Origin of the sequence: Mycobacterium pinniadriaticum (assembly GCF_026242045.1) — a bacterium.
GTDB lineage: Bacteria > Actinomycetota > Actinomycetes > Mycobacteriales > Mycobacteriaceae > Mycobacterium > Mycobacterium pinniadriaticum.
On record NZ_JAPJDO010000001.1, the window covers coordinates 1 to 24,333 of the forward strand.

Annotated in this window: 18 protein-coding genes and 1 tRNA gene; 9 read left to right on the forward strand and 10 right to left on the reverse strand. The window is 67.3% G+C overall.

The annotated features are described in order from the left end of the window. Positions 1 to 117: 117 nt before the first annotated feature. Together ORI27_RS00005 and ORI27_RS00010 are read right to left on the reverse strand one after the other, a co-directional pair. A complete protein-coding gene (locus ORI27_RS00005; RefSeq protein ID WP_265994837.1) occupies positions 118 to 1,125 on the reverse strand; it encodes a PAS domain-containing protein in 1,008 nt (335 codons plus the stop codon). 235 nt (positions 1,126 to 1,360) lie between these two features. Then, the gene (locus tag ORI27_RS00010; RefSeq protein WP_265994836.1) at positions 1,361 to 3,688 is read right to left on the reverse strand and encodes a DEAD/DEAH box helicase; all 2,328 of its coding nucleotides are present in this window, start codon (positions 3,686 to 3,688) and stop codon (positions 1,361 to 1,363) included. Positions 3,689 to 3,979: 291 nt separating this feature from the next. On the opposite strand from ORI27_RS00010, the gene ORI27_RS00015 reads away from it, so the two are divergent. The 3 genes from ORI27_RS00015 (at position 3,980) to topA (ending at position 7,831) form a co-directional block, all read left to right on the forward strand. Beyond that, positions 3,980 to 4,183 carry a cold-shock protein gene (locus ORI27_RS00015; RefSeq protein WP_003925183.1) on the forward strand — a complete coding sequence of 68 codons (204 nt, stop codon included), beginning with the start codon at positions 3,980 to 3,982 and terminating at the stop codon, positions 4,181 to 4,183. Between the two features lie 147 nt (positions 4,184 to 4,330). Further along, complete coding sequence (locus ORI27_RS00020; protein WP_265994835.1) at positions 4,331 to 4,909, forward strand: hypothetical protein; 579 nt, start codon at positions 4,331 to 4,333, stop codon at positions 4,907 to 4,909. Positions 4,910 to 5,020: 111 nt separating this feature from the next. Then, positions 5,021 to 7,831: a type I DNA topoisomerase gene (gene topA, locus ORI27_RS00025; RefSeq protein ID WP_265994834.1), complete on the forward strand. Its 2,811-nt coding sequence runs from the start codon at positions 5,021 to 5,023 to the stop codon at positions 7,829 to 7,831. A 79-nt stretch (positions 7,832 to 7,910) separates the two neighbouring features. Here the strand turns inward: topA and ORI27_RS00030 are convergent, their stop codons facing one another. Further along, on the reverse strand, positions 7,911 to 9,575 hold the full coding sequence (locus ORI27_RS00030; protein ID WP_265994833.1) for an adenylate/guanylate cyclase domain-containing protein: 1,665 nt from the start codon (positions 9,573 to 9,575) through the stop codon (positions 7,911 to 7,913). Between the two features lie 24 nt (positions 9,576 to 9,599). Here ORI27_RS00030 and ORI27_RS00035 point away from each other — a divergent pair, with 24 nt between their 5' ends. Then, positions 9,600 to 10,814 carry a DNA polymerase III subunit delta' gene (locus tag ORI27_RS00035; protein WP_265994832.1) on the forward strand — a complete coding sequence of 405 codons (1,215 nt, stop codon included), beginning with the start codon at positions 9,600 to 9,602 and terminating at the stop codon, positions 10,812 to 10,814. A 59-nt stretch (positions 10,815 to 10,873) separates the two neighbouring features. Further along, positions 10,874 to 10,946 (forward strand) — tRNA-Thr (locus tag ORI27_RS00040). A gap of 3 nt (positions 10,947 to 10,949) precedes the next feature. On the opposite strand, the gene ORI27_RS00045 is transcribed toward ORI27_RS00040, so the two are convergent. Beyond that, positions 10,950 to 11,315, reverse strand: a complete 366-nt coding sequence (locus tag ORI27_RS00045) for a carboxymuconolactone decarboxylase family protein (RefSeq protein ID WP_265994831.1) — start codon at positions 11,313 to 11,315, stop codon at positions 10,950 to 10,952. A gap of 76 nt (positions 11,316 to 11,391) precedes the next feature. Beyond that, complete coding sequence (locus ORI27_RS00050; protein ID WP_265994830.1) at positions 11,392 to 13,188, reverse strand: hypothetical protein; 1,797 nt, start codon at positions 13,186 to 13,188, stop codon at positions 11,392 to 11,394. 38 nt (positions 13,189 to 13,226) lie between these two features. On the opposite strand from ORI27_RS00050, the gene ORI27_RS00055 reads away from it, so the two are divergent. Continuing rightward, a complete protein-coding gene (locus ORI27_RS00055) occupies positions 13,227 to 14,168 on the forward strand; it encodes a GDP-mannose 4,6-dehydratase (RefSeq protein ID WP_265994829.1) in 942 nt (313 codons plus the stop codon). A gap of 15 nt (positions 14,169 to 14,183) precedes the next feature. Here the strand turns inward: ORI27_RS00055 and ORI27_RS00060 are convergent, their stop codons facing one another. Genes ORI27_RS00060 through ORI27_RS00080 form a run of 5 tightly spaced genes read right to left on the reverse strand, consistent with a single transcriptional unit; the run spans position 14,184 to position 21,783 of the window. Next, positions 14,184 to 14,522 (reverse strand): DUF2304 domain-containing protein, encoded by a 339-nt coding sequence (locus ORI27_RS00060; RefSeq protein WP_265994828.1) that lies wholly within the window; start codon positions 14,520 to 14,522, stop codon positions 14,184 to 14,186. Next, positions 14,519 to 15,220, reverse strand: a complete 702-nt coding sequence (locus ORI27_RS00065) for a glycosyltransferase family 2 protein (protein WP_265994870.1) — start codon at positions 15,218 to 15,220, stop codon at positions 14,519 to 14,521. The genes ORI27_RS00060 and ORI27_RS00065 overlap by 4 nt, the downstream gene beginning before the upstream one ends. A 25-nt stretch (positions 15,221 to 15,245) precedes the next feature. Further along, positions 15,246 to 16,553: a hypothetical protein gene (locus ORI27_RS00070; RefSeq protein ID WP_407666198.1), complete on the reverse strand. Its 1,308-nt coding sequence runs from the start codon at positions 16,551 to 16,553 to the stop codon at positions 15,246 to 15,248. Continuing rightward, complete coding sequence (locus tag ORI27_RS00075; RefSeq protein WP_265994827.1) at positions 16,550 to 17,887, reverse strand: M1 family metallopeptidase; 1,338 nt, start codon at positions 17,885 to 17,887, stop codon at positions 16,550 to 16,552. Before ORI27_RS00075 ends, ORI27_RS00070 begins: the two co-directional genes overlap by 4 nt. Beyond that, a complete protein-coding gene (locus ORI27_RS00080; protein WP_265994868.1) occupies positions 17,884 to 21,783 on the reverse strand; it encodes a Pls/PosA family non-ribosomal peptide synthetase in 3,900 nt (1,299 codons plus the stop codon). Before ORI27_RS00080 ends, ORI27_RS00075 begins: the two co-directional genes overlap by 4 nt. A 241-nt stretch (positions 21,784 to 22,024) precedes the next feature. Between ORI27_RS00080 and ORI27_RS00085 the strand changes: the two genes are divergently transcribed. The 3 genes from ORI27_RS00085 to ORI27_RS00095 all read left to right on the forward strand — a co-directional run bounded on the left by ORI27_RS00085 (position 22,025) and on the right by ORI27_RS00095 (position 24,286). Further along, complete coding sequence (locus ORI27_RS00085; RefSeq protein ID WP_265994826.1) at positions 22,025 to 22,999, forward strand: TerC family protein; 975 nt, start codon at positions 22,025 to 22,027, stop codon at positions 22,997 to 22,999. 84 nt (positions 23,000 to 23,083) lie between these two features. Then, positions 23,084 to 23,455, forward strand: coding sequence for a SpoIIAA family protein (locus tag ORI27_RS00090; protein WP_265994825.1), 372 nt, complete (start codon positions 23,084 to 23,086; stop codon positions 23,453 to 23,455). A gap of 108 nt (positions 23,456 to 23,563) precedes the next feature. Then, entirely contained in the window at positions 23,564 to 24,286 is a 723-nt protein-coding gene (locus ORI27_RS00095; RefSeq protein WP_265994824.1) for a GntR family transcriptional regulator, read from the forward strand. Positions 24,287 to 24,333: the final 47 nt, after the last annotated feature.

A 24,333-nucleotide genomic window follows, 5' to 3' on the forward strand; every position in this document is an offset into this window, starting at 1 on the left:
ACGGCGGGGTGACCCTCGAATTGTCGACCTCCGGGTCTGACTGAACACACGCGCCACAGAGCGCTCTGAGGCACCCCGCCCCAAACACCCCTAATTCAGCAGGCTCCTAGCGACCGGCTAACTGTTGGTCAGCCCCGCTTCGGCCAGCTCCGCCTCGGTGGGCAGCCGCAGCGTGATCAGGCCCGCGAAGACGTCGCTGTCAACCTCCATGCGGTTGACGGTGACGTGTATCGGTACCCAACCACTGCCGACTCCCGGCAGTCGCAACACCCGGCTGGTGCTGCCGGTCTCGAACTCCTCGGCCATCGGGATCAGCTTGTCGCGGTCATCCGGATGGAACTGGACACTGTGACGCCAGTCGTAATATGGGCACGGCTCGTCCAGCCACTTCAGCAACTGCCAGTTGCTGAGCTCGATAAGTGCGCGATGTACCCCGGCTTGCGAAAGGCTGTCGAGGACCCGTTTCGCCAGCTGGTCGCGGGGGACGGCGTCCTCGTCCCCATCGCAACGCAGGTTGATCGCGCGGGCGATCAGATGCTCGGTGCCGTCCTCGGCGCCCTCGATGGCTGTGCGCGCCACGAACCCTGTTCGAATTTCCTCTCCGCCATCATTGAAAGTCCAAGTTGTGCAATATGTTCTGCCGGGAGCTTCGTTCTTGGCCAAAGCCAGCACATTGGCCTCGTCGCTGTTGAAGCTGCGGGCCGGGAGATCCTCGGCGAACGCGATGTCGTGGGTCGATTCCCCCAGCGGATCACGGCCGGCGTTGACCAGCGATTCGGCGGTATCGGTCGCGACGCCACTCGTGATGTCCCACTTCAACGGCCCCGGGATCGGCCGATCCGGAGGCTCGGCATCGGCAGGACCGATCCACATGTGCACACCGTGCATCCGGCCGTCGGACATCTGGACAGGCTCGGTCCGGATTACCCGATCGCTCTTCGGGGTGATGCTGGCCAGGCTTTTACCGGTCGCCACGGTTTCGGCGATTGCGGTCTGGATGGCGGCCAGATGGGGGCTGCGGCGCAAGTAGATGGCCAGCGGCACCAGGTTCTTCATCTCCCGGCCCTGCGCGACCACCACTGGCTCGGTGCCGAGTGTCTCCACCAGCAGCCAATCGTGGGCCATGGAGGCAGTTTAACGGCGGCATCTGCGTTTCACCTGGACGCCGAGCGGAGGAATCCGCAGGTGAGACGGGGATGACCCGGTCCAGCAAACGGCTGTGCCGCCGATTTCCTTGCGCCCGCGGTGACCAGTTGGGTATTTTCGCTACGCCTCCGGCAGTGCGGGGCCGCCCGCCAGCGTGCGCGGCGTGTCCGCAAGATGGGAGTTGACCGTTCGAGGGGTCCGGTCGGCCCGTCGATCAGGCGCTGCCGCTGGCGAGTTGGGCGAGAACGAGTTCGAGCACCCGTACGGAGCCACCTTTGTCCAGCGGGTCATTCCCATTGCCGCACTTGGGTGACTGCACGCATGACGGGCAGCCCTGCGGGCATTCACACGCTTCGATCGCCGCGGCGGTCGCGCCCAGCCAGGTGCTGGCCAGTCGGTAGCCCCGTTCGGCGAAACCCGCCCCGCCGGGATGTCCGTCATAGACGAATACCGTCGGCAATCCGTCGGCGCCGACGGCGGTGGACAGCCCACCTATGTCACCACGGTCGCAGCTGGCCACCAGCGGTAACAAGCCGATCGCGGCGTGCTCGGCCGCGTGCAGCGAGCCGGGGATTCTCTTCAGTTCGATTCCGCTGTCCGACAACGCTTCCGGAGTGATCGTGTACATCACCGCCGTGGTGGGCAGACAGTGTTCGGGCATGTCGAGCTCGACGAAGTCGATGACCTCCCCCGACAGCCGCCGGCGCAGGTAGCCGATTACCCGGTGGGTCACCGAGACCGGGACGAGGCCCAGCGTCACCGCGTCGAAGTGGACGCGTTCGCCGGTTCCGGTGATGGCGATATCGGTGATCTCCCGGGCGAACGTGGAATAGCCGGGATCCTCGGCGTGGACGAACGCCACCCCGTCGGAAAGGCTCAGCGAGTCGACGACATAGCTCTCGCCTTGATGTAGGTAGACGGCGCCGGGGTGAACGGTCGCCGGAGCCTGGCCCGCGCCTGCGTTGCCCAGCATCCGCCCGGTGCCGGTCTCGACGATCGCGATGTGACCCCCGGCGGTACCCCGGATGTCCACCGCGGGGTGCGGATCCAGCCCGGCAGCCGGGAAATATTTGCCGCCACGCCGGCGCAGCAAACCGTCGTCGACGAGTTCGGTGGCCACCGGCTCGGCCTGCCAGCGACGGACCTCCGCCTCCTCCAGCGGCATTTCCGTTGCTGCGCAGAGTAGCTGGGGGCCCACGACGTAGGGGTTGGCCGGATCGATGACGACCCGTTCGACCGGCTTGTCCAGCAGCGCCTCCGGGTGGTGCACCAGATAGGTGTCCAGCGGGTCGTCGCGCGCGATGAGGACCACCAGCGCACCCTGGCCTCGCCGGCCCGAGCGGCCGGCCTGTTGCCAGAACGATGCGACCGTCCCCGGGAATCCCGCCAGTAGCACCGCATCCAGCCCCGCGATGTCGATGCCGAGTTCGAGCGCGTTCGTCGTGGCCAGCCCGCGCAGTTCACCGTCGGTGAGCGCACGTTCCAGGGCGCGCCGGTCCTCGGCGAGGTAACCCGCCCGGTAAGACGCGACGGTCTCCGACAGCTGCGGTGCGACGTCCTCGAGGCGGGCGCGTGCGTTCAACGCCGTCAGTTCCGCACCGCGCCGCGACCGCACGAACGTCAATGTCCTGGCCCCCTCAGCAACCAGATCGGCCATCATCCGGGCAGCTTCGGCGCCGGCCGAACGCCGCACCGGCGCCCCGTTCTCGCCCAACAGATCGGTGCGCAGTTCGGGCTCCCACAGCGCCACCGTTCGCGCCCCGTGCGGTGAACCATCCCGCGTCACCGCCGTCACGGTCTGACCGATCAGCTCGGCGGCCGTGTCGGCCGGTGCGGCGGTGGTCGCGCTGGCGAAGATGACGGTGGGCCCTGGTGCCGAGGCCGGGGCGTAGCGCTCGCACAATCGCAGCAGCCGGCGCAGGACCATCGCCACGTTCGACCCGAAAATCCCTCGGTAATAATGGCATTCGTCGACCACGATGTAGCGCAGCCCGCGCAAGAACACCGCCCAGCGCGCATGATTGCGCAATAGCGACAGGTGAATCATATCCGGGTTGGAGAACAGCCACCGTGACCGTTCGCGGGCGAATCTGCGTACCTCGGCCTGTGTGTCGCCGTCATAGGACGTCGGGGCGACATCGGTCAGGGCGGCCACCGCGGTGGTCAATGAATGGGCGGTGCGTAATTGATCGTGGCCGAGCGCTTTGGTGGGGGACAAATAAAGCGCCCTGGCGCGTGGATCACGCGCCAGGGCATCCATGATCGGCAATTGGAACGCCAGCGACTTACCCGATGCGGTGCCGGTGCTAATGACGACATGGTGGCCTGAGTGGGCGAGCTCGGCGGCGTGGACCTGATGCGACCACGGCCGGGGGATTCCGTGATCATGGAACGCGCGGAGCACATCTGGATCGGCCCAGGCAGGCCAGTCCGCACTCTCGGCTTGACGGGCCGGGAGTTCGGCGACATGGCGCAGCGCCGAGGGCGACGATTCGGCGCCGGCGACGGCTGCCTTGAGCAGCTCGCTGCCGAAACTCACCATTTGAAAATCAGTCCTTTCGAAAAAATATCTACAGCCCCGTATCGAATTGTTCATCAGTTAGTAGCACCGAGACTGTCGCAAGAGCCCCGGACATGATTGGATAAGGGCGGTCGCAGCTTCTGTGTTCGTGTCCCAACACTCGCAGGATCGACGTTGCGATCGCGGTTCCTGCGAGGGTCTGTAGGTCGGGTGAGTTCCGACGACTCCACGAAGGATGGCGGTCGGAACGGGCCCGGTCTGCCGAAAACTCGGTCGGCCGCTCCCGGTTGGAAGAGAAGGAAAGTACGAAAGATGCCACAGGGAACTGTGAAGTGGTTCAACGCGGAGAAGGGCTTCGGGTTCATCGCTCCCGAGGACGGTTCTGCCGATGTGTTCGTCCACTACACGGAAATTCAGGGGTCGGGCTTCCGCACCCTTGAGGAGAACCAGAGGGTCGAGTTCGAGGTCGGTCAGAGCCCCAAGGGACCGCAGGCCACAGGCGTGCGCTCCATCTGATCAACAACGACGTCAGGAAACACCCCCGAGCGTCCCGGTGACGGGTATCGCCGGGGGTGCTTTCGTTCGTGGCGGTCCCGTCGGGGACGCGCCACGCCCGTTGGCAGCCGCACCGCTGCCGGTCGCTGACTGCCTTACTGTCGAATCGTGAGCCAGCTGTCCTTCTTCTCGGCTGAGTCGGTGCCGCCTGCGGTCGCCGACCTCACCGGGTTGCTTGCGGCAACCGGACAGGTGGTGATGGTCGCTGGCGGCGCCCGGCTGTCGGTGGTCGTCGACGAGCAGTGGCGGGCGCAGGCGCTGGCGGAGATGATCACCGAGGCGGGGCTGGAAGCCGAGGTCACCCGCACCGACGAAGACCACCCGCTGGTGCGCACCGCTGTGGATGCGCGGCTGGTCGGGATCGCGACCGACTGGACCAGGGGGGCGGTCAAGACAGTGCCGCCCCAGTGGCTGCCAGGGGCCCGTGAGCTGCGGGCCTGGACGCTAGCCGCGGGCGTCCCGGAGGCCGACCGCTACCTGCTGGGACTGGATCCGCACGCCCCCGACACCCACTCGCCGCTGGCATCGGCGTTGATGCGGGTCGGTATCGCACCGACTCTGATCGGCACTCGAGGCGCCCGGCCGGCCCTGCGAATAAGCGGCCGTCGCCGGCTATCACGCCTGGTAGAAACCGTGGGGGAACCACCGAATTTGATCGAGGCGTTGTCAGCGTGGCCCCGGATCTGAGAGATTCCCCTGCGAGGGTCAGTTTGCGTTGACTCCTCCGGGGTGCGAAATTGTCAGGTGCCCGCGGGTAGGGGGTACCCGTGGGTAGACAGAAGTGGAGCGTAAGCGCAGTTGGCTGACGAGGGAACCCGCGCAAGCGGCAACGGGAGCGTCCGGCGGCTCGTCATCGTCGAGTCGCCCACCAAAGCGCGCAAGATAGCCGGTTACCTGGGCTCCAACTACATCGTCGAGTCATCCCGCGGGCACATCCGCGACCTGCCGCGCAACGCCGCCGACGTGCCCGCCAAGTACAAATCCGAGCCATGGGCGCGCCTCGGCGTCAACGTCGAGGACAACTTCGAGCCGCTGTACATCATCAGCCCCGACAAGAAGAGCACCGTCACCGAGCTCAAAGGCCTACTCAAGGACGTCGACGAGCTCTATCTGGCCACCGACGGTGACCGGGAGGGCGAAGCCATCGCCTGGCACCTGCTGGAGACCCTCAAACCCCGTGTTCCGGTCAAGCGGATGGTCTTCCACGAGATCACCGAGCCGGCCATCCGGGCGGCCGCCGAGCATCCCCGCGACCTGGACAACGACCTGGTCGACGCCCAGGAGACCCGTCGCATCCTCGACCGGCTGTACGGCTACGAGGTCAGCCCCGTGCTGTGGAAGAAGGTCGCCCCGAAGCTGTCGGCGGGTCGGGTGCAGTCCGTCGCGACCCGGATCATCGTGCAGCGTGAACGCGACCGGATGGCCTTCCGCAGCGCCTCCTACTGGGATGTGATCGCCGAGCTCGACGCCAGCGTCTCGGATCCCAACGCCGCACCGCCGCGGTTTACCGCTCGACTGGTCAACGTCGAGGGCAAACGGGTGGCCACCGGGCGGGACTTCGACTCCCTCGGCGCGGTGCGCAAGCCCGACGAGGTGGTGGTGCTCGACGAGGCCGCGGCGGGCTCGCTGGCCACCGGCCTGCAGGGCTCCAGTCTGACCGTCGCCTCGGTGGAGGAGAAGCCCTACACCCGCCGGCCGTATCCCCCGTTCATGACCTCCACGCTGCAGCAGGAGGCGGGCCGCAAGCTGCGGTTCTCCTCCGAGCGCACGATGAGCATCGCGCAGCGGCTCTACGAGAACGGCTACATCACCTATATGCGTACCGACTCGACGACGTTGTCGGAGTCGGCCATCAACGCCGCGCGCAATCAGGCCCGCCAGCTCTACGGCGACGAATACGTCCACCCGTCGCCGCGGCAGTACACCCGCAAGGTCAAGAACGCCCAGGAGGCGCACGAGGCCATCCGGCCCGCAGGCGATACCTTCGCCACCCCCGGTGCGTTGCACCGTGAACTCGACACCGACGAGTTCCGGCTCTACGAGCTGATCTGGCAGCGCACCGTGGCCTCCCAGATGGCCGACGCGCGGGGCACCACGCTGAGCCTGCGGATCGCCGGAGTCGCTCGGCCGACGACATTGGATCCAGCGACATCCGCCGACGGGCGCGAGGTGACCTTCAGCGCCAGCGGTCGCACCATCACGTTCCCCGGCTTCCTCAAGGCCTACGTCGAGACCGTCGACGAACTGGCCGGCGGTGAGGCCGACGACGCCGAAAGCCGGCTGCCGCAGCTGCGGCAGGGCCAACGGGTGGACGCCACCCGGCTCAACGCCGACGGGCACACCACAAACCCGCCGGCCCGTTACACCGAGGCGTCGTTGATCAAGGCCCTCGAGGATCTCGGAATCGGCCGTCCCTCAACGTATTCCTCGATCATCAAGACGATCCAGGATCGCGGCTACGTGCACAAGAAGGGCAGCGCGCTGGTGCCCTCCTGGGTGGCGTTCGCGGTGACCGGGCTGCTCGAACAGCACTTCGGTCGGTTGGTGGACTACGACTTCACCGCCGCCATGGAAGACGAGCTCGACGAGATCGCCGCCGGCCAGGAACGCCGTACCAACTGGCTGTCCAACTTCTACTTCGGCGGCGAACACGGGGTCGCGGATTCCATCGCCCGCGCCGGTGGCCTCAAGAAGCTGGTGGGTGTCAATCTCGAAGGTATCGACGCGCGAGAAGTCAACTCCATCAAGCTCTTTGACGATGAGCAGGGACGCTCGATCGTGGTGCGGGTCGGTAAGAACGGTCCGTACCTGGAGCGGATGATCACCGACGACGAGGGTGAGCTCAAGCCCCAACGGGCCAACCTCAGCGACGAGATCACGCCTGACGAGCTGACCCTGGAATTGGCCGAAACCCTCTTCGCGACACCGCAGGAGGGCCGCGTGCTCGGCGTGGATCCCGAAACCGGCCACGAGATCGTGGCCAAGGACGGCAGATACGGGCCTTACGTCACCGAGGTGCTGCCCCCGCCGCCGGAGGAGGAGGGCGGTGTCGGCGCCAAGAAGGGCAAGAAGCCGACCGGTCCGAAGCCGCGCACCGGCTCACTGCTGCGATCGATGGACCTGCAGACCGTGACCCTCGAGGACGCGCTCAAACTGATCTCGCTGCCGCGGGTCGTCGGTGTGGACCCCGCCAACGGCGAGGAGATCACCGCACAGAACGGCCGCTACGGGCCATACCTCAAGCGCGGCACCGACTCTCGTTCACTGGCCACCGAGGACCAGATCTTCGACATCACCCTCGAAGAGGCTTTGAAGATCTACGCCGAGCCCAAACGCCGCGGCCGCCAAGGTGCCTCGGCGCCGCCGCTGCGGGAATTGGGTGTGGACCCGGCGTCCGGCCAGCCGATGGTGATCAAGGACGGGCGGTTCGGCCCGTACGTCACCGACGGCGAGACCAACGCCAGCCTGCGCAAGGGCGACGACGTCCTGTCCATCACCGACGAGCGGGCCTCGGAACTTCTCGCCGATCGCCGGGCCCGTGGCCCGGTCAAGAAGAAGGCTCCCGCGAAGAAGGCGGCACGCAAGAAGGCCCCTGCCAAAAAAGCGTGACCTCATCCCGCCCAAACCGACGATAGGCCGCGAAAGTTCGAGTGAACCGCAACATTTCGTCGATTTCGGGGTGGCGACGCTAGCCGGTAACGGTTTCGCTCTCGCTGGCGTCGCTCGGCAGCACCAGGTTCACCGGACGGGCCAACTGGGTGGGCGCCCGGCGGCCGCGCAGTTCGACGATCTCGCCGACGTTCCAGCACAGCGCCTCGGCGTCCAGAGCGCCGCTGACGGCGATCGCCGACGCCAGCACGTGACCGCCCTCGAGCTTGGCCAGCTCGGTCAGCCGCGCGGCCTCGTTGACGGGGTCACCGATCACCGTGTACTCGAAGCGGGCTTGCGCGCCGATGTGTCCGGCGATCGCCCGTCCAGCCGACACCCCGATACCGAATTCGGTCTGGCCGAGCACGCCGACCAGCTCGTCGTGTAGTTCCCGGGAGGCCGCCAGCGCCGCACCGGAGGCGTCGGGATGCTCGATCGGGGCACCGAAGATGCACAGTGCCGCGTCGCCCTGGAACTTGTTGACGAAGCCGCCGTGCTTCTTGACGGTCTCGACCACCACCCGGAAGAACTCGTTGAGCATGCTCACGACCTCGCTCGGAGGTCGTGACGCGGCCAGTTGGGTCGACCCGACCAGGTCGACGAACAGCACCGCGACGTCACGTTCCTGGCCGCCGAGCTCGGTGCCGCGTTCCAGCGCCCGCCGGGCGACATCTTCGCCGACATAGCGCCCGAACAGGTCGCGGAGCCGCTGCCGTTCGCTCAGATCGCGAACCATGTCGTTGAAGCCGGCCTGCAGCAGGCCGAGCTCACTGGCGTCGTAGATCTGCATGTGGGCGTTGTAGTTGCCGCGCTGTACCTCTCCGAGCGCCCAGCGCAGCTGGCGCAGCGGGTCGGCGATCGACATGGCCGCGAGCACATTGCCGGTCAGGCCGACCACCAGCGCGGCGACGGCCATCAGCAGGATCGGCGTGGACAGGGCGTCCGCGGAGGCCGCCAGTAGCGAGAACTTGCTGGCCACGATCGAGAGCACGATGGCCAGCAGTGGCACCCCGGTGGACAGCAGCCAGGTCGCCACGAGCCGCAGCACCACCCCCGGCCGACTGAACCCCTCCGGGACGCCGCTGCGCAGCGCCGCGACGGCGACTGGGCGCAGCACCCGCTCGGACTGCAGGTAGCCGATGATCGCCGTGGCGGTGGCGCCCAGCAGTGTCGCCACCGCCAGCACGGGCGCGGCGTGGCTGGCGACCGGCCAGCTGGCGGCGATGAAGACGATGGCTCCCAGCACCCAGTTCGTCATGCTGATATAGAACCGGTAGGCCGGCATCCGTAGGGCACGAAGTCGCGCCTGCTCGGTGGTGGCCGGGTCGTCGTCGGCGAGCAGTGCGTCGCGGCGTTGCCAGCGGAACACCGGAACGAGCAGCTTGAGGCTGACGAACGCGCCGACGCCGAACGAGATGAACAGATAACTCAAGAAGATGACGAGGTTGAGCGTCGGCAGGTCTTGCAGCATGACCCGATCCGACGGCGGGAGGCCGAACCGCAGGAACCCCAGCACCAGTAATGCGCCGATGATGTCGGCCTGCAGCATGCCCAGGGTGAATACCGGCCACGGCGTGCGCGCCACCCAGCGGACGAATCCACTGATTCGCCCCGGGCTGAGCTGCGCGGTGGTCACCCGCCCACCGTATCGGTACAGGACGACCGATCCGCATCTTCGAAACCTGGTGGACACGGGTTGTGTCATTGCTGCGCACTAGTGTTTGAGGCGATGACCGGAGTTTTCGCGCGGCTGGTTGGCCAAAGTGCGGTGGAAGCCGAGCTGGTGGGTGCCGCACGGGCGGCCCGGGGTGATTCCGCTCACGATGTGGTCGCCACCGGGACGATGACACATGCCTGGCTGATCACCGGCCCGCCGGGGTCGGGACGCTCGGTGGCGGCGCAATGCTTCGCTGCCGCCCTGCAGTGCACGGCGGAGGGCACCCCGGGCTGCGGGGAGTGCCGCGCGTGCACCACGACGATGGCCGGGACCCACGGCGACGTGCGACGCATCGTTCCCGAAGGGCTGTCGATCGGCGTCGACGAGATGCGCACGATCGTGCAGATCGCCTCCCGCAGGCCCAGCACCGGTCGCTGGCAGATCGTGGTGATCGAGGACGCCGATCGTCTCACCGAGGGGGCGGCGAACGCACTGCTCAAGGTGGTCGAGGAGCCGCCGCCGTCGACAGTGTTCCTGCTGTGCGCGCCGTCGGTGGACCCCGAGGACATTGCGATCACCCTGCGGTCGCGGTGCCGGCACGTGGCGCTGGTGACGCCGCCGACGGCGGCGATTGCGCAGGTACTGATCGACAACGATGGCCTGTCCGCGCAGGAGGCGCAGTGGGCGGCGTCGATCAGTGGTGGACATGTCGGACGGGCCCGCCGCCTGGCCACCGATCCCGATGCCCGGGATCGCCGTTCCCGCGCGCTCCGGCTGGCGCGGGACGCCGCCACCCCGTCGCGGGCCTATGCGGCCGCCGAAGAGCTGGTGGCCACTGCCGAGGCTGAAGCCAAGGCGCTCAATATCGGCCGCGACGAGGCCGAGGCCGAGGAGCTGCGCACCGCACTGGGTGCCGGCGGTACGGGCAAGGGCACCGCGGGCGCGCTGCGCGGCGCGACTGGCGCGATCAAGGATCTCGAGCGGCGACAGAAGTCTCGCCAGACGCGGGCCTCGCGGGACGCCCTGGACCGCGCGCTGATCGACTTGGCCACCTACTTCCGGGACGCTCTGCTGGTGGCCAATGGAGCCGGTTCGGTAGCACCGAATCATCCCGACATGGCCGAGAAGGTGGCGGCGATGGCCGCGCACACGTCCCCGGATCGGCTGTTGCGCTGCATCGAGGCGGTGCTCGAGTGCCGCGAGGCGCTGGCCATGAACGTCAAGCCCAAGTTCGCCGTCGATGCGCTGGTGGCGACCGTGGGTCAGGCACTGCGTTCGGACCTGTAGACTCACTGCTCGGCCCTGGGCGAAATGCTCTTCGCGCAAGCGCTCATCGCCCTGGCCGCGCCACCTTAGCTCAGTCGGTAGAGCGATTCACTCGTAATGAATAGGTCAGGAGTTCGATTCTCCTAGGTGGCTCAGCTACGCCTTGCCGAGTTCCGCCGCGGCGATGTTGCGAGCCGTCGCCGCCGCCGGGAAGCCGGCGTACCCGCTCGCGTGGTAAATCACCTCGGCGAGTTCGTCGTCGGACAGCCCGTTCTGCCTGGCGATCCGGAAGTGCGCCTTCATCTCCTCGGTGGCGCGCAGCGCAATCAGGATGCCCAGCGTCACCAGGCTTCGATCGCGGCGGCCGAGCCCCTCCCGAGTCCACAAGCGGCCGAAAACGCTCTCGACTCCGATTTCCATCAATTCAGGGGCGAAGCCATCGAACTCGATGTCGCCGTCGGGCAGCGTTCCGGGCAGCATCTCCCGGAAAACTCGTAAACCGTCCTCGCGTAAGTTAGACATGCAAACTACTTTGGCACACCGCGGGCCGCCGCACGTAATGCCGGGGCGGAGAATCCGCCGCCGGCCCGCCGTGGCGTCACTGGCGTGGCGCCAGATACCCGACCGGTCCCGAGGCCAGGCACAGCGATAGCGCGGCGGTCGCGGCCCGTACCGTGATCGCGTCGCCGGCCCCGGACAGTCGCACGAAGACCCGGTTCAGCCCGGGGTGCACCGCCACCTTGGTTTCGGGGCCCTCGGTCAGCGACATCAGCATCGAACCCTCGCTGTTGGCCAGGTAGTTGATCTCGGCGGTCCACTCCGCGGGCAGTAGTGGCCCGTCCAGTGGCATCCGTACCGCGGTGTCCGGTTGCGCAAAATAGCCGCACCCCGGCACCGGGCCTACCACGATGGTGCGGACCCAGGTGACATTGGCGTCCACCAAGCGTCCGCTTGTATCGAGCATGCGTAATTGTGTTGTGGACTTGGAAAATTCGGGCCTGTTGCGGATCAGAGCGAACATATGGCTCGCCAGGTTCTCCGGGTAGGCGACGCGCTGCAGCACCAGTGGGTCGACCTCCTGATCGAGCAGCGGCGCCGACGAGGACGCTCTCGCCTGCGCCAGCCCGCGAATCGCGTTCTGCAGGTAGGGCTGTGCCGGGTTGTCGCGCCAACTGGTCAGGAATGTCGACGTCGAATACAGGCTGCTGGCCGCGAACGCGAGGACCGCACACGCCGCGACGGCGGTACGGGTGCGCGAGACGTTCAGCCACACCGAACCCACGCGGTTGGGCGCGCAGAATCCCACCGCGGCGAGCAGGGTCAGCACGATCACCAAATCGGGGAAGTAGCGCAGAGTTTGTGCCAATTCCAGGGCGGTGAACTTCGACGAGCGCAGCAGATAGATCGGGATCTGGCAGGCTACCGCGTACCCGGCGGCCACCAGCCACACCGGTCCGATCCGCTGTTTTCGCAGCAATGACACCACCACAACCGCAGCGAGCGCCAGCCAGCCCAGCACCATCGCCGATACCGGGGGAACCGCCCACGGCGAGGCTGGGGCCCACCGCTGCCATTGCCACGGCCCGCCGATCAACCCGGGCACGATCCCGTGGGTGACCGAGCGGCGCAACAGATCCCACGTCATCGCAAGGTCCGAACTCCACCGCCGGTGGTCGACAACCAGCAGGTACACCACCACCCACGCGGCAGTCAATGTCAGTGCCGGTGCCCATAACCGCAGGCCGCGGCGCAAGACTGTGCGCACAGCGGCGGCCTCGCCTTGCACGTGGTAGAGCAGCGCGGCCACCGCGAACGCGACGAACGGAATGACGGCGGACTTCTCGAAGAACAGCAGGCCGCCGAAATACACCACCATGCCGGTGATTGCGTAACGCCGATTTCCGGTGCGCACCAACAGGATTGCGTCGGCACATACCCAGGCCATCGCCGCCAGCATCGGTAGTGAGTTCAAAGCCGCTGCCCACCAGGCGAATCCGGGTATCCCAAGCGGAGTCAACAGGGCGAAACACAGTGGAATCAACAGCACCGGACGCCAGCCGAGAATCACATACAAGGTCCGTAACACCGACAGCGATGCCACCAGCTGTAGCACCACCAGGCTGGCCGCCGGCCAGGCCCACACCAGCGGGGCCAGCCGGGTGATCACGCCGGCCACCAGGAACGCGCCGGGCATGACGTGACCGTCGTGGTCGTCGAACAGATACGACGGCGACAGCAGGTCCTGGGTACCGGCCCGGCCCACCAGGATCAGGTCGTCCCAGTAGAAGTAGCCGCCGAACGCCAGGACTGCGCGGACGATCAGTTGGACCGCGATGAGAACGACGGCCGCCGCCGCGACCGGTGGCACGCGCGCCACCCAGGTCGGAGCTGCCATCGGGTCGACTGTACTCACCTGCCGGTAGGGTGACCGCTATGCAGGTACTGGTCACAGGGGCGGCCGGCTTCATCGGCTCGACGCTCGTGGACCGGTTACTCGCGGACGGGCACACCGTCGTCGGGCTCGATGATCTCAGCCGGGGCCGCATCGAGAACCTCGTGGAGGCGAGCGCCAGTGCGAGATTCGAGTTCGTCGAAGCCGATATCGCCGACGCCGATTTGATCGGCCTGTTCGAGCAGCACAAACCGGAGGTCGTTCACCACCTGGCCGCGCAGATCGACGTGCGCCGCTCGGTGGGGGAACCTGAGTTCGACGCGGCGGTCAACATCGTCGGCACGATACGGCTGGCGGAGGCGGCACGCCGGGCCGGTGTTCGCAAGGTCGTCCACACGTCCTCGGGCGGGTCGATCTACGGGGTGCCAAAGCAGTACCCGACCAACGAGAGCACCCCGGTCGACCCGGCCTCGCCCTATGCGGCGAGCAAGGTCGCCGGGGAGATCTACCTCAACACCTTCCGCAACCTGTACGGCATGGACTGCTCGTTCATCGCGCCGTCCAATGTCTACGGTCCCCGCCAAGACCCCCACGGCGAGGCCGGCGTGGTCGCGATCTTCGCCAAGGCGATGCTGGCCGGCCACGCCACCCGCGTCTACGGAGACGGGTCGAACACCCGCGACTATGTCTTCGTCGACGACGTCGTCGACGCCTTCATCCGGGTCTCCGGAGCCGGCGGGTGCGGACAGCGGTTCAACATCGGCACCGCGGTGGAGACCAGCGACCGGCAGCTGCACACCGTCGTCGCCAAGGCGGTCGGTGCGGCCGATGATCCGGAGTTCGCACCGGCACGGCTGGGCGACCTGAAACGGTCGTGCCTGGACGTCCGCAAGGCGCAGATGCTGCTGGGGTGGCATCCGCAGGTGCATCTCGAGGAGGGCGTCACCCGCACGGTCGACTACTTCCGCGCGCAGTCGGCCTAGCCGCGCAACGGGGTCTTAGCGTTCGGGAACCTGCGCGCCGTCCAGCGCGACCGCGCGCGCCAGCCGGGCGTACTTCAGCTCGAGCTCCTTGAACCGCAGATACGTGCTCATCGTGGTGAAGACGAACGCGACGATCAGCGCATAGGTGATCAGGTCGGCTCCGCGGCGAACACCCAGCAGGTTGGCCAGGATGGTCGTGTCATCGGGGCGCAGGATGGCATAGATCGCGGCGGCCACGAACAACACGTAGCCGACCTTGACCCAGGCCTTGGCCTTGGCGTTGGTGCGGGACCGCAGCAGGTAGAGCAGTAAGGCGATCACCGCTGCGATCAGCAGCACCTGAATCCAGTTCATTGGCGCATCCTTCCGCGCAGGAACCCGTCGAAGACGATGTTCACCCCGTTGAGCAGCGGCTGGCCCTTGGACATCGAGTACTCGGTGTAGAGGATCTCGACGGGTTCTTCGGCCACCCGCCAATGGTTTTCGACGATCAGCTGGATGAATTCTCCCGCATGGCTCATCCCGTTCATCGTGAGATTCAGTTCGTCGGCCACGGTTTTGTTGAACACCCGCAATCCGTTGTGCGCGTCGGTCAGGTGCAGCCGGTGACTGCTCGGGCTCAGCCGGGCCGCGGCGCGCAGGATCAGCCGCTTCAGCGGCGGAATCTGGCTGACGGTGGTGCCGGCGAAGCGGGTGCCGATCACGATGTCGACGTCGCCCTTGGCCAGCCGTTCGATCATCACCACCACGTCTTTGACCCGGTGCTGCCCGTCGGCGTCGAAGGTGACGAAGACGGCGGCACCGGGTTGGCTGCGGGCGTACTCCACGCCGGTCTGGATGGCCGCCCCCTGCCCGAGGTTGACCGGATGGCGCACCACATGGGCACCGGCACGCAGTGCGGTCTTCGCGGTCGCGTCGCTGCTGCCGTCGTCTACGCACACCACGTGGTCGAAGACTTCGCGCAGGTCGGCGATGACGTCGCCGATGACCTTCGCTTCGTTGAACGCCGGCACGATGATCCAGGCGTCGGGGTAGGGCGTGTCGATGTCCACAAGGTACACGTCACCACCTGTTGGTTCAGTGTGCGGCGCGGGCCAGAGCCGTGAGATGCACGGCCATCCCGACCAGCGGCCCGCACAGCAGGGCCACCACGGTCCGATCGGTCAGACTCAACGGCAGGGTCAGTAGCGCGGCCGAGGCCACGGTGGCCCCGACCCAGCCGATCGAATACGCCCGGTGCAGGGCCGCCGCCACCGTCGCGGCACCGGTCACGGTCAGCAGGGCGATCGCCACCGCGCCCGCGGTCAGCCACGCCAGCAGCGCCCCGCCGGGGCTGTAGTCGTCGCCGAACGCCACCCGGATCAACCAGGGCCCGAGCAGCCCGGCGGCCAGTATGCCGGCCGTGCCCAGCGCGACCACCACCGCAGCCGGGGCGACCAGCGCCTTAAGCCGGTGGCCGCGGTGGTCCACGAAGTGCGCGATCAGATTGCCCTGCATCGCGGTCAGCGGCACCAGCAGCGGAGCCCGGGTCAACGTCACCGCCAGGATCACGACACCGCCTGCCGCGCCGAGGTCGCCGCCGCCGGAGGTCGCCTTGAGCAGCACCGGGAACCCCATGACCAAAATCGCGCTGGCGCCGGCGGCGGCGATCGAGTGCCCGGCCCCGCGCAGAAAAGCCGTGGTGCTGCCGGGCGTGCGCAACCTCGCCGCCATTCGGGCACCCGGCGACACGGCCAACAGCAGCAGAAATCCCACCGAGCCGGCGACCGTGGCCCACAGGTAGCCGTTCAGTCCCCACCCCGCCACGAATGCCGCCGCCGCGACCGCCACCCGCATCACGGCGTCGGAGACCATCAGCACCCCGTAGCCACCCCAATGACCGGTACCGGCGAGCAGACCCAAAAGTGTGGCGTGGACGCAGAATCCGGCCATGCCCACGCAGAGCAGGACCACTGACAGCGGCCGGGATTCACTGAACACGTGTGGTGCCCACAGCGGCGACGTGCCGGCCATGGCGACGGCGGCCGCGAGGCCCACCCCCGCCGCGACGGCGATCGGGTGAGTGTGCGGACCGTCGGCTCCTCCTCGGGCCGTTCCGGCCCGCATCGTCGCCGCGGTCCGAACCTCCCGGGTGGCCTCCTGCAGCAGTCCGTAGGCCGCGCCGTTGACCAACCCGAAGGCCCCCCAGAACACTCCGAACACCGAGAAGCCGGCAGGGCTCAGGGCGCGGGCGGCCAGATAGAGCACGGCGTACCCGCACACCGCCGAGATCGCGGTGGCGGCGCCGACGCGTGCCACGCTGCTGCGGGAGATCGCCCCCGTCGCGCCGATCTGGTCGGCACCGGTGGCGCTCAGCGCCTCGAAGGAGGCACCCGCGTCGGTCACAGCCGCGGGACCTCGGTGGAGTAGAGCCAGGCGTCCCACAGCGGGCGCAGGGATACCTCGGCGTAGTTGGCGGCCAGGCCGGTGAAGTCGTCGGTGACCACCGTGCCGTGCTTGTGGCGGGTTGTCCAATCGCGCAGCAGCGCAAAGAACTTCTCGTCACCAATGGTTCCGCGCAGCACATGCAGCGTGAGCGCACCGCGCTTGTAGACCCGGTCGTCGAACATGTCTCGCGGCCCGGGGTCAGCCAACAGAAGATTCTGCGGCGAGGTGATGAGCTTCTCGTGATAATGCCGCGCCCACTCCTCGGCCGTCTGTCCTCCGGAGTTCTCCGACCACAGCCATTCGGCGTAGCACGCGAATCCCTCGTGCAGCCAGATGTCGCGCCAGCGCCGCACCGTCACGCTGTTGCCGAACCACTGGTGCGCCAGTTCGTGGGCGATCAGTCGTTCGGAGTCGCGCTTGCCATCGCAGTGGTTGGCGCCGAAGATCGAAATACCCTGGGCCTCAAGCGGAATTTCGAGATCGTCATCGGTCACCACGACGGTGTATCCGTTGGTCAGCGGGTACGGCCCGAACAGCTTGATGAACAACTTCATCATCTGGGTCTGCCGGCCGAAGTCATGAGCGAAGTTGGTGCGCAGTCGATCCGGCAGCACCGCCTGCATCGGCACTTGGGATTTGGCCAGCTTGTTGGTGCCGTACATGCCGATCTGCAGGGTCACCAGATAGGTCGATGTGGGCTCGGGCTGCTCGTAGGTCCACACGGTGTGCGCGGCACGAACGCGTCGCGATATCAGCTCACCGTTGGCCACGGCGCGGTAGGGGCTTTCGGTGCTGATCTGGATGCGATAGCTGGCCTTTGCGCTGGGATGGTCGTCGCAGGGAAACCACGATGCCGCGCCGTTGGGCTGCCCGGCGACCAGCACACCGTTGGACAGCTCCTCGAAACCGACTTCACCCCAATAACTTCGGATCGGACGCGGTGATCCGCCGTAGCGCACGCTGATCGACATCGCCGCGCCGGCGGGTAACGGTGCGGGCAGCGTGACGTGCAGCTTGCCGCCGGAGGTGCCGAAATGGGACGGGCGACGACCGTTGACCGTCACCTTCGTCACTGACAGCGCGTCGGACAGGTCGAGGGTGAAGGACTTCAGCGACGCCAGCGTCGTGGCGGTGATCGTGACGGTGCCGGTCAGTCGGTTGATCGCGACCTTGTATTCCAGCTCCAACTCGTACCGGGATACCCGATAGCCGAAGTTGCCGTTGTGTGGCAGGTACGGGTCGATGACGGGTGGGCCGCCTTTCTTGGCGGCCTTCTTGGCAGGACGTTTCACGCGGCGCTGCCCTTGGGCTCGCGAGTGCCATCTTCGTCTCGTGACTTCTTGCGGGAAAACACCCAGGGCGCAATGGGGTTGCCCTGCCAGCGGGTCGAGGGCGGCACCTCGTCCCCACGCATCACCAGCGATGCCGGGCCGACGGTCGCGCCGGCGCCGAGCTTGGCGGCGGGCAACGCCACGCAGTGCGGACCCAGTGTGGCGCCCTCGCCGAGAACGACGGTGTCCATTCGCATGATCCGATCATGGAACAGATGTGTCTGCACCACGCAACCACGGTTGACGGTACTGGCACGCTGCAGTGTCACCAGGTCCGCTTCGGGCAACCAATACGTCTCGCACCACACTCCCCGGCCGATCCTGGCCCCCAGCCCGCGCAGCCACAGATTCATCACCGGAGTTCCGCTGGCCGCGCGGGCGAACCACGGTCCGGCCACCGTCTCGACGAAGGTGTCCGATACCTCGTTTCGCCACACGAACGATGACCACAATGGCTGTTCGCCAACGCGAATCCGTCCCACCACAAGCCACTTGGCGGCGACCGCGATACCGCCGGCCACCGCACCTGCCGTCAACAGCACGACTCCGCCGCACAGTGCGGCCCAGCCGTACCCCAGCTTCCACGCCAGTGCCTGCAGCGCGCCCAAGACGGCGACCCCGATCGCGAAGGTGACCATCACCGGAATCAGCCGGCAGGTCTCGACGGCGGCGCGCATGACCTTCAACCGCATCGGCGGGCTGTAGGTCAGCGCGGCATCGGCCTGGTCGGCGTGGCGCCGCAACCGGATCGGCGGGCTGCCGAGCCAGGACGAGCCGGCCTTCGCCTTGTACGGGGCGGCCGAGAGCACCGCGACCAGACCGTCGTCGGGCACCCGCCGTCCGGGCTGGGTGATACCGGAGTTGCCCAGGAAGGCCCGCTTGCCGACCGTCGCCTTGGCCACGTGGATCCAGCCGCCGCCCAGCTCGTAGGAGGCGACCATGGTGTCATCGGCCAGAAACGCGCCATCTTCGACAACGGTGAACTTCGGGGTCAGCAACGCGGTGGAGATCTCGGTGTTGCGACCCACTTTGGCGCCGAGCAGCCGCAGCCACAGCGGGGTGAGCAGGCTCGCGTACAACGGGAACAGGTAGTTGCGCGCGGCGTCCATCAACCGTTCGGTGGCCCACAGCTGCCAGCCGACGCGGCTGCGAACCGGGTGGTAACCCTCACGCAGGCCGATCGACAATGCCCGCACAGTGAGGACGGTCAAGGCGGCGTAGAAGCCCATCGAAACCAGCGCGGCCACCGGGATCCACGGCGCGGCCGCACCGATCGCGGAGAGCAACGTCGGGCTGTTCCGTGCGGGCCATACCAACACCGCCAGCCCAAGTCCCAGCGACACCAGCGGCACCGCGCCCAGCAACACCGACGTCAGGCCGTACACGGCGACCCAGTGGGCGGCCGGCGGCGGTCGGTGTTCGGGCCACGGATGGCGGGCCTTGCCCGATTTCACCGCGGGTGAGCCCTTCCAGTACTGGCCGTTCTTGACCTTGCCGACAACCCCTGAGCCGGGAGCCACATCGGCGTCTTTGCCGACGACCGCGCCGGGGAACAGCGTCGTGCGGGCTCCGATGGTGGAGTCGTTGCCGACAGTGATTCCGCCGACGTGGAAGAGGTCGCCGTCGATCCAGTGCCCGGTCAGATCGACCTCCGGTTCGATCGAGACCCGGTGGCCCAGCCGCAGCATCCCGGTCACCGGAGGCGCCGAGTGCAGATCCACGCCCTTGCCGACCTTGTTACCCAGCGCCCGTGCGTAGTACACCAGCCACGGTGCGCCCGCGAGGTTCTCCGCGCCGCTGGCGTCGGCCAGCCGTTCGGCCAGCCATACGCGCAGGTGCTGAGACCCGCCGCGCCGGTAGGTGCCCGGTTCCAGGCCGGACAACAGCATTCGCGCCCCCAGCACTGCGATACCCATCCGCCCTATCGGGGTGATGAACAGCACGAAGGCCACCGCCACCAACCACCAGTCGACCGTCACCAGCCACGGCAACGGGTGCACAGCGGCGGCCACGTTGTTGAGCAGCGCCAGCCACGTCACCCACTGCAGGCCGGTCAGGGTGGCCAGCGGCACCGACAGCAGCACCTGTGCGGCCTGCGTGGACAGCGGGGTTGGTTTGACGTCGCGCGGGGTGACCGCCACCGGCGGGGCGAGCTCGTCGAGGAACTCGGCCAGCGACCCCAGCCGGGGGTGGTCGTAGAGCTGCGCGACCGTCAGCTGTGGGAAGCGGCCGCGCAGCGCAGCCACCAGCTGCGCCGCCGATAGCGAACCGCCGCCAAGGGCGAAGAAGTCCGCTTCCGGGCCGTCGACCACCGCACCGAGCACGTCACGCCACAATCCGGCCAGCCAGCCCATCGTGCCGCCGAGATCGGGTTCGATGTCCTGGTAGCCCGGCGGCGGCCAGGGCAACGCGTCGCGATCGACCTTGCCCGAGGTTCGGGTGGGCAGCTCGTCGAGCAGCACCAGGCGCGGCACCAGGGCGGCGGGCAGGGTCTCGGCCAGGCGCGCGCGGGCGGCGGTGAGGTCGAACTTCGGGTCGGCGCTCGCGATGTACCCGACCAACATCGGAGTACCGCTGGCGGTGCGCCGCACCGCCGCCGCACCGCCGCTGACCCCGGGCAGGTGCACCAGCGCCGAGTCCACCTCGCCCAGCTCGATACGGCGCCCGCCGACCTTGACCTGGTCATCGGCACGGCCCTGGAAATACAACCCGTCTTCCTCCAGCCGGACCAGGTCACCGCTGCGGTAGGCGCGATCCCACGCGAGCGACGGCATCGGCGCGTACTTCTCGGCGTCCTTCTCCGGATCCAGATAGCGGGCCAGCCCGACGCCACCGATCACCAGTTCGCCGATCTCGCCCACCCCGACCGGTGCACCGTCGGAGTTGACGACAGCTAGGTCCCAGCCGGGCAGCGGCCGGCCGATGCTGACAGAGCTACGTCCGTCCAGTCGGGCGGCGCTGGATACCACCGTCGCCTCGGTCGGTCCGTAGGTGTTCCACACCTCGCGGCCCTCCACAGCCAGCCTCTCGGCCAGCTCCGGCGGGCACGCCTCGCCGCCGAAGATCAACAGCCGCACCGCTTCCAGCGCCTCGGCGGGCCACAGGGACGCCAGTGTCGGCACCGTGGACACCACGGTGATGTCCCGCGATACCAACCACGGGCCCAGGTCCATCCCGCTGCGCACCAGCGCGCGCGGTGCCGGCACCAGGCAGGCACCGTACCGCCAGGCCAGCCACATCTCCTCGCAGGACGCGTCGAACGCCACCGACAGGCCGGCCAGGACCCGATCTCCCGGGCCGATCGGATTCTGCTGCAGGAACATTCGGGCTTCGGCATCGACGAACGCCGCGGCGTTGCGGTGGGTCACCGCCACGCCCTTGGGTGTGCCCGTCGATCCGGACGTGAAGATGATCCACGCGTCGTCTCGGCCCAGCGGCGCGGTGGCCCGCCAGCCCCGCGACGAACCCGGGCCGCGGCTCAGGCCGGCCTCGGTGATGACGGCGACGACACCGGCTTCGCCGAAGACCAACTCGGCCCGCTCGTCGGGATCGTCGGCGTCGACCGGGACGTAGGCCGCGCCGGCGGCCAGCGTCGACAGGATCGCGACATACAGCGCATAGCTGCCCGACGGCATCCGGATGCCGATCCGGTCGCCGCGGCCGATACCGCGTGCGGCCAGCCATTCGACGCTCTCTTCGATGTCGCCGATCAACTCGGCGTAGGTGAGCTGGACCGTTCCGTCGTCGATCGCCGCGGCCTCCGGGAAGCTGTTGGCGGTGGCGTAGAGGATGTCGATGAGGGTGCGCGTCGGCGGCGCGTGCTCCGACAGCAGGTACTGCGGGGGAATTTCCGGCATCGCCACGACGTGGATCCTAGGCCGCGTTGTCGACATCGGGGCGACGGACGCGGCCGCCCGTCCCCCGATCCTCCGCCCTGGTTTGCTGGTGGGCGCGCTGACCTGTCAGACTGCTCCGGAGAGGGGAGTATTCCTTCGTCGCGGTGTCGTCACCACGGCGGCCAATGTCGGCCGTCCGGTACCGCGGACCGCTTCGGCGGTGGAAGAGACCTCGGACGTTTCGTGGCGCCCGGAGGTCGGTATGAATGTGTCCCCGCTCGAGTGGTTGATCACCATCGGGGTGACGGCGGCGGTGCTGCTGTTCGACATCGTCTTCATCGCCCGCCGCCCGCACGAACCCACGATGCGCGAGTGCGGCATCTATCTGTCCTTCTACGTCGGCCTGGCGGTCGCGTTCGGCCTCTGGGTGTGGAGCTTCCACGGTGCCCAGTTCGGACTGGAGTTCTACGCCGGCTGGCTCACCGAATACAGCCTGTCGGTGGACAACTTGTTCATCTTCATCATCATCATGGCCAGCTTCAACGTGCCGAAGATCTACCAGCAACAGGCTTTGCTGGTCGGCATCGTGTTGGCGCTGATCTTCCGCGGTGTCTTCATCGCGCTGGGTGCCGTTGCCATCCAGCAGTTTTCGTGGATTTTCTACATCTTCGGCGCATTCTTGGTCTACACCGCCATCAGGCTGGCCCGCGACACCGAGCATGATGACGATGCCGAGAACTTCGTGGTGCGGGTGGCCAGGAAGCACTTCCGGACCACCGACAACTGGGACGGTCTCAAGCTGTATCTCAACGACGGCGGCAGGCGGCTGATGACCCCGATGTTTCTGGTCATCGTCGCGCTGGGCACCACCGACCTGCTGTTCGCGCTGGACTCCATCCCGGCGATCTACGGTCTGACCAGCGAGCCCTACCTGGTGTTCACGGCCAACCTGTTCGCACTGATGGGGCTGCGGCAGCTGTATTTTCTGCTCGGTGACCTGCTCAACCGGTTGGTCTACCTGTCGCAGGGCCTGGCCTTCATCCTGTTCTTCATCGGCGTCAAGCTGGTGCTGCACGCGCTGCACGAGAACGAGCTGCCCTTCATCAACGGCGGTCAGGGCGTCCACGTCCCGGAGATTCCGACCCTGTTGAGTCTGGCCGTGATCGTGTTGACGCTGTTCCTGACATTGGTCGCCAGCCTGATCAAGACCCAGGTCGTCGACAAGCGCCGAGCGTGATGCCGGACCGATCGCGGATCTCGGCCCGCTGACAGAACGCGCATCTACCCTGGAGCGGGGTGCTCGACAGAGGAGATGGTTTCCATGATCGAAGTGCTGTCCGACATGCCTGCGGGCGTGACCGGTATCGAGGTGTCGGGTCGAGTCAGTGGCGAAGATCTGAAGGCATTCAAACCCACGATGGACGACCTGTTGAAGGCCGGGGAGGACATCAGAATCGTCGAGGTTATCGACTCCGACTACGAAGGCTTCGGCCCGGGCGGTCTGGTCGAAGATCTCAAACTCGGTCTGGGCACCCTGTTCACCCGGCACTCCGCCTTCAGACGGGTGGCGGTGGTCAGCGACAAGGAGTGGGTCGTCCACACCATGCATTTGGTGGGATGGCTGGTGCCCGGCGAGGTCGAAGTGTTCGGTCTCGACGATCTCGAACGCGCCAAGCAGTGGGCGGCCGGCTAGTCGCGAGTCGCCCGTCGAGTCGACGATGCCGCCGAGGTACGAGGCGGAGGAGAAGCGGGACAATCACGCCGTAGCACCGCCGAAACAAACGGCGCCTACCGTGACCGGATGTTGCGACGACGTTCGGCGTTGGTCGACAAACTGGTGGTCGACAAACCGGGCAGTCCACAGCAGGCCATCCTCGACGAACTGCGCCGGGTGATCCTCGACGGCGCCGCTCCGCCCGGCACGCCGATCCCCTTGGCAGAGGTTGCGGACCTGTTCGGGGTCAGTCAGATCCCGGTGCGTGAGTCACTCAAGACCCTGATCGGGGAGGGGCTGGTCGCACACCGGTCCAACTCGGGATATGCCGTCGCCGCACTCACCGTCCAAGAGCTGCGCGAAATGTACATCGTGCGTGAGACTTTGGAGGCGGCCTCGTTGGCCTCCGCGGTCGCCAATGCGACCGAGGCCGACCGCGCGGCCATCGTGGCGGCGAACGACGCTCTGCAACAAGCGATCGACAATGACGATCCACTCACCTATCACCGGCAGAGCAGGCACTTCCACCTTGCGCTGACCCGGCCGTCACGGATGTTTCGCCTGCTGCACATGCTCGAATCGGCGTGGAACATGACCGAACCCGTGCAATCGATGGTGCATGTCGCGCCAACGGACCGGGCGGCGCTGCACGTCGATCATCGCCAGATGGTCGACGCGTTCCTCGCCGACGATGTCGAGCAACTGCTCACGGTCGCCGAACTGCATGCCCAGCGGCTGAATTCGGTCATCGCCACCTTGCCCACCGACACCGGACTGCTGCTAGCGGGGGATATATCTTCGGCGCAATAGCCGAGTAGTCAGGCGGAAATACCGGCGAAACGCGCCGTCGATAGCGT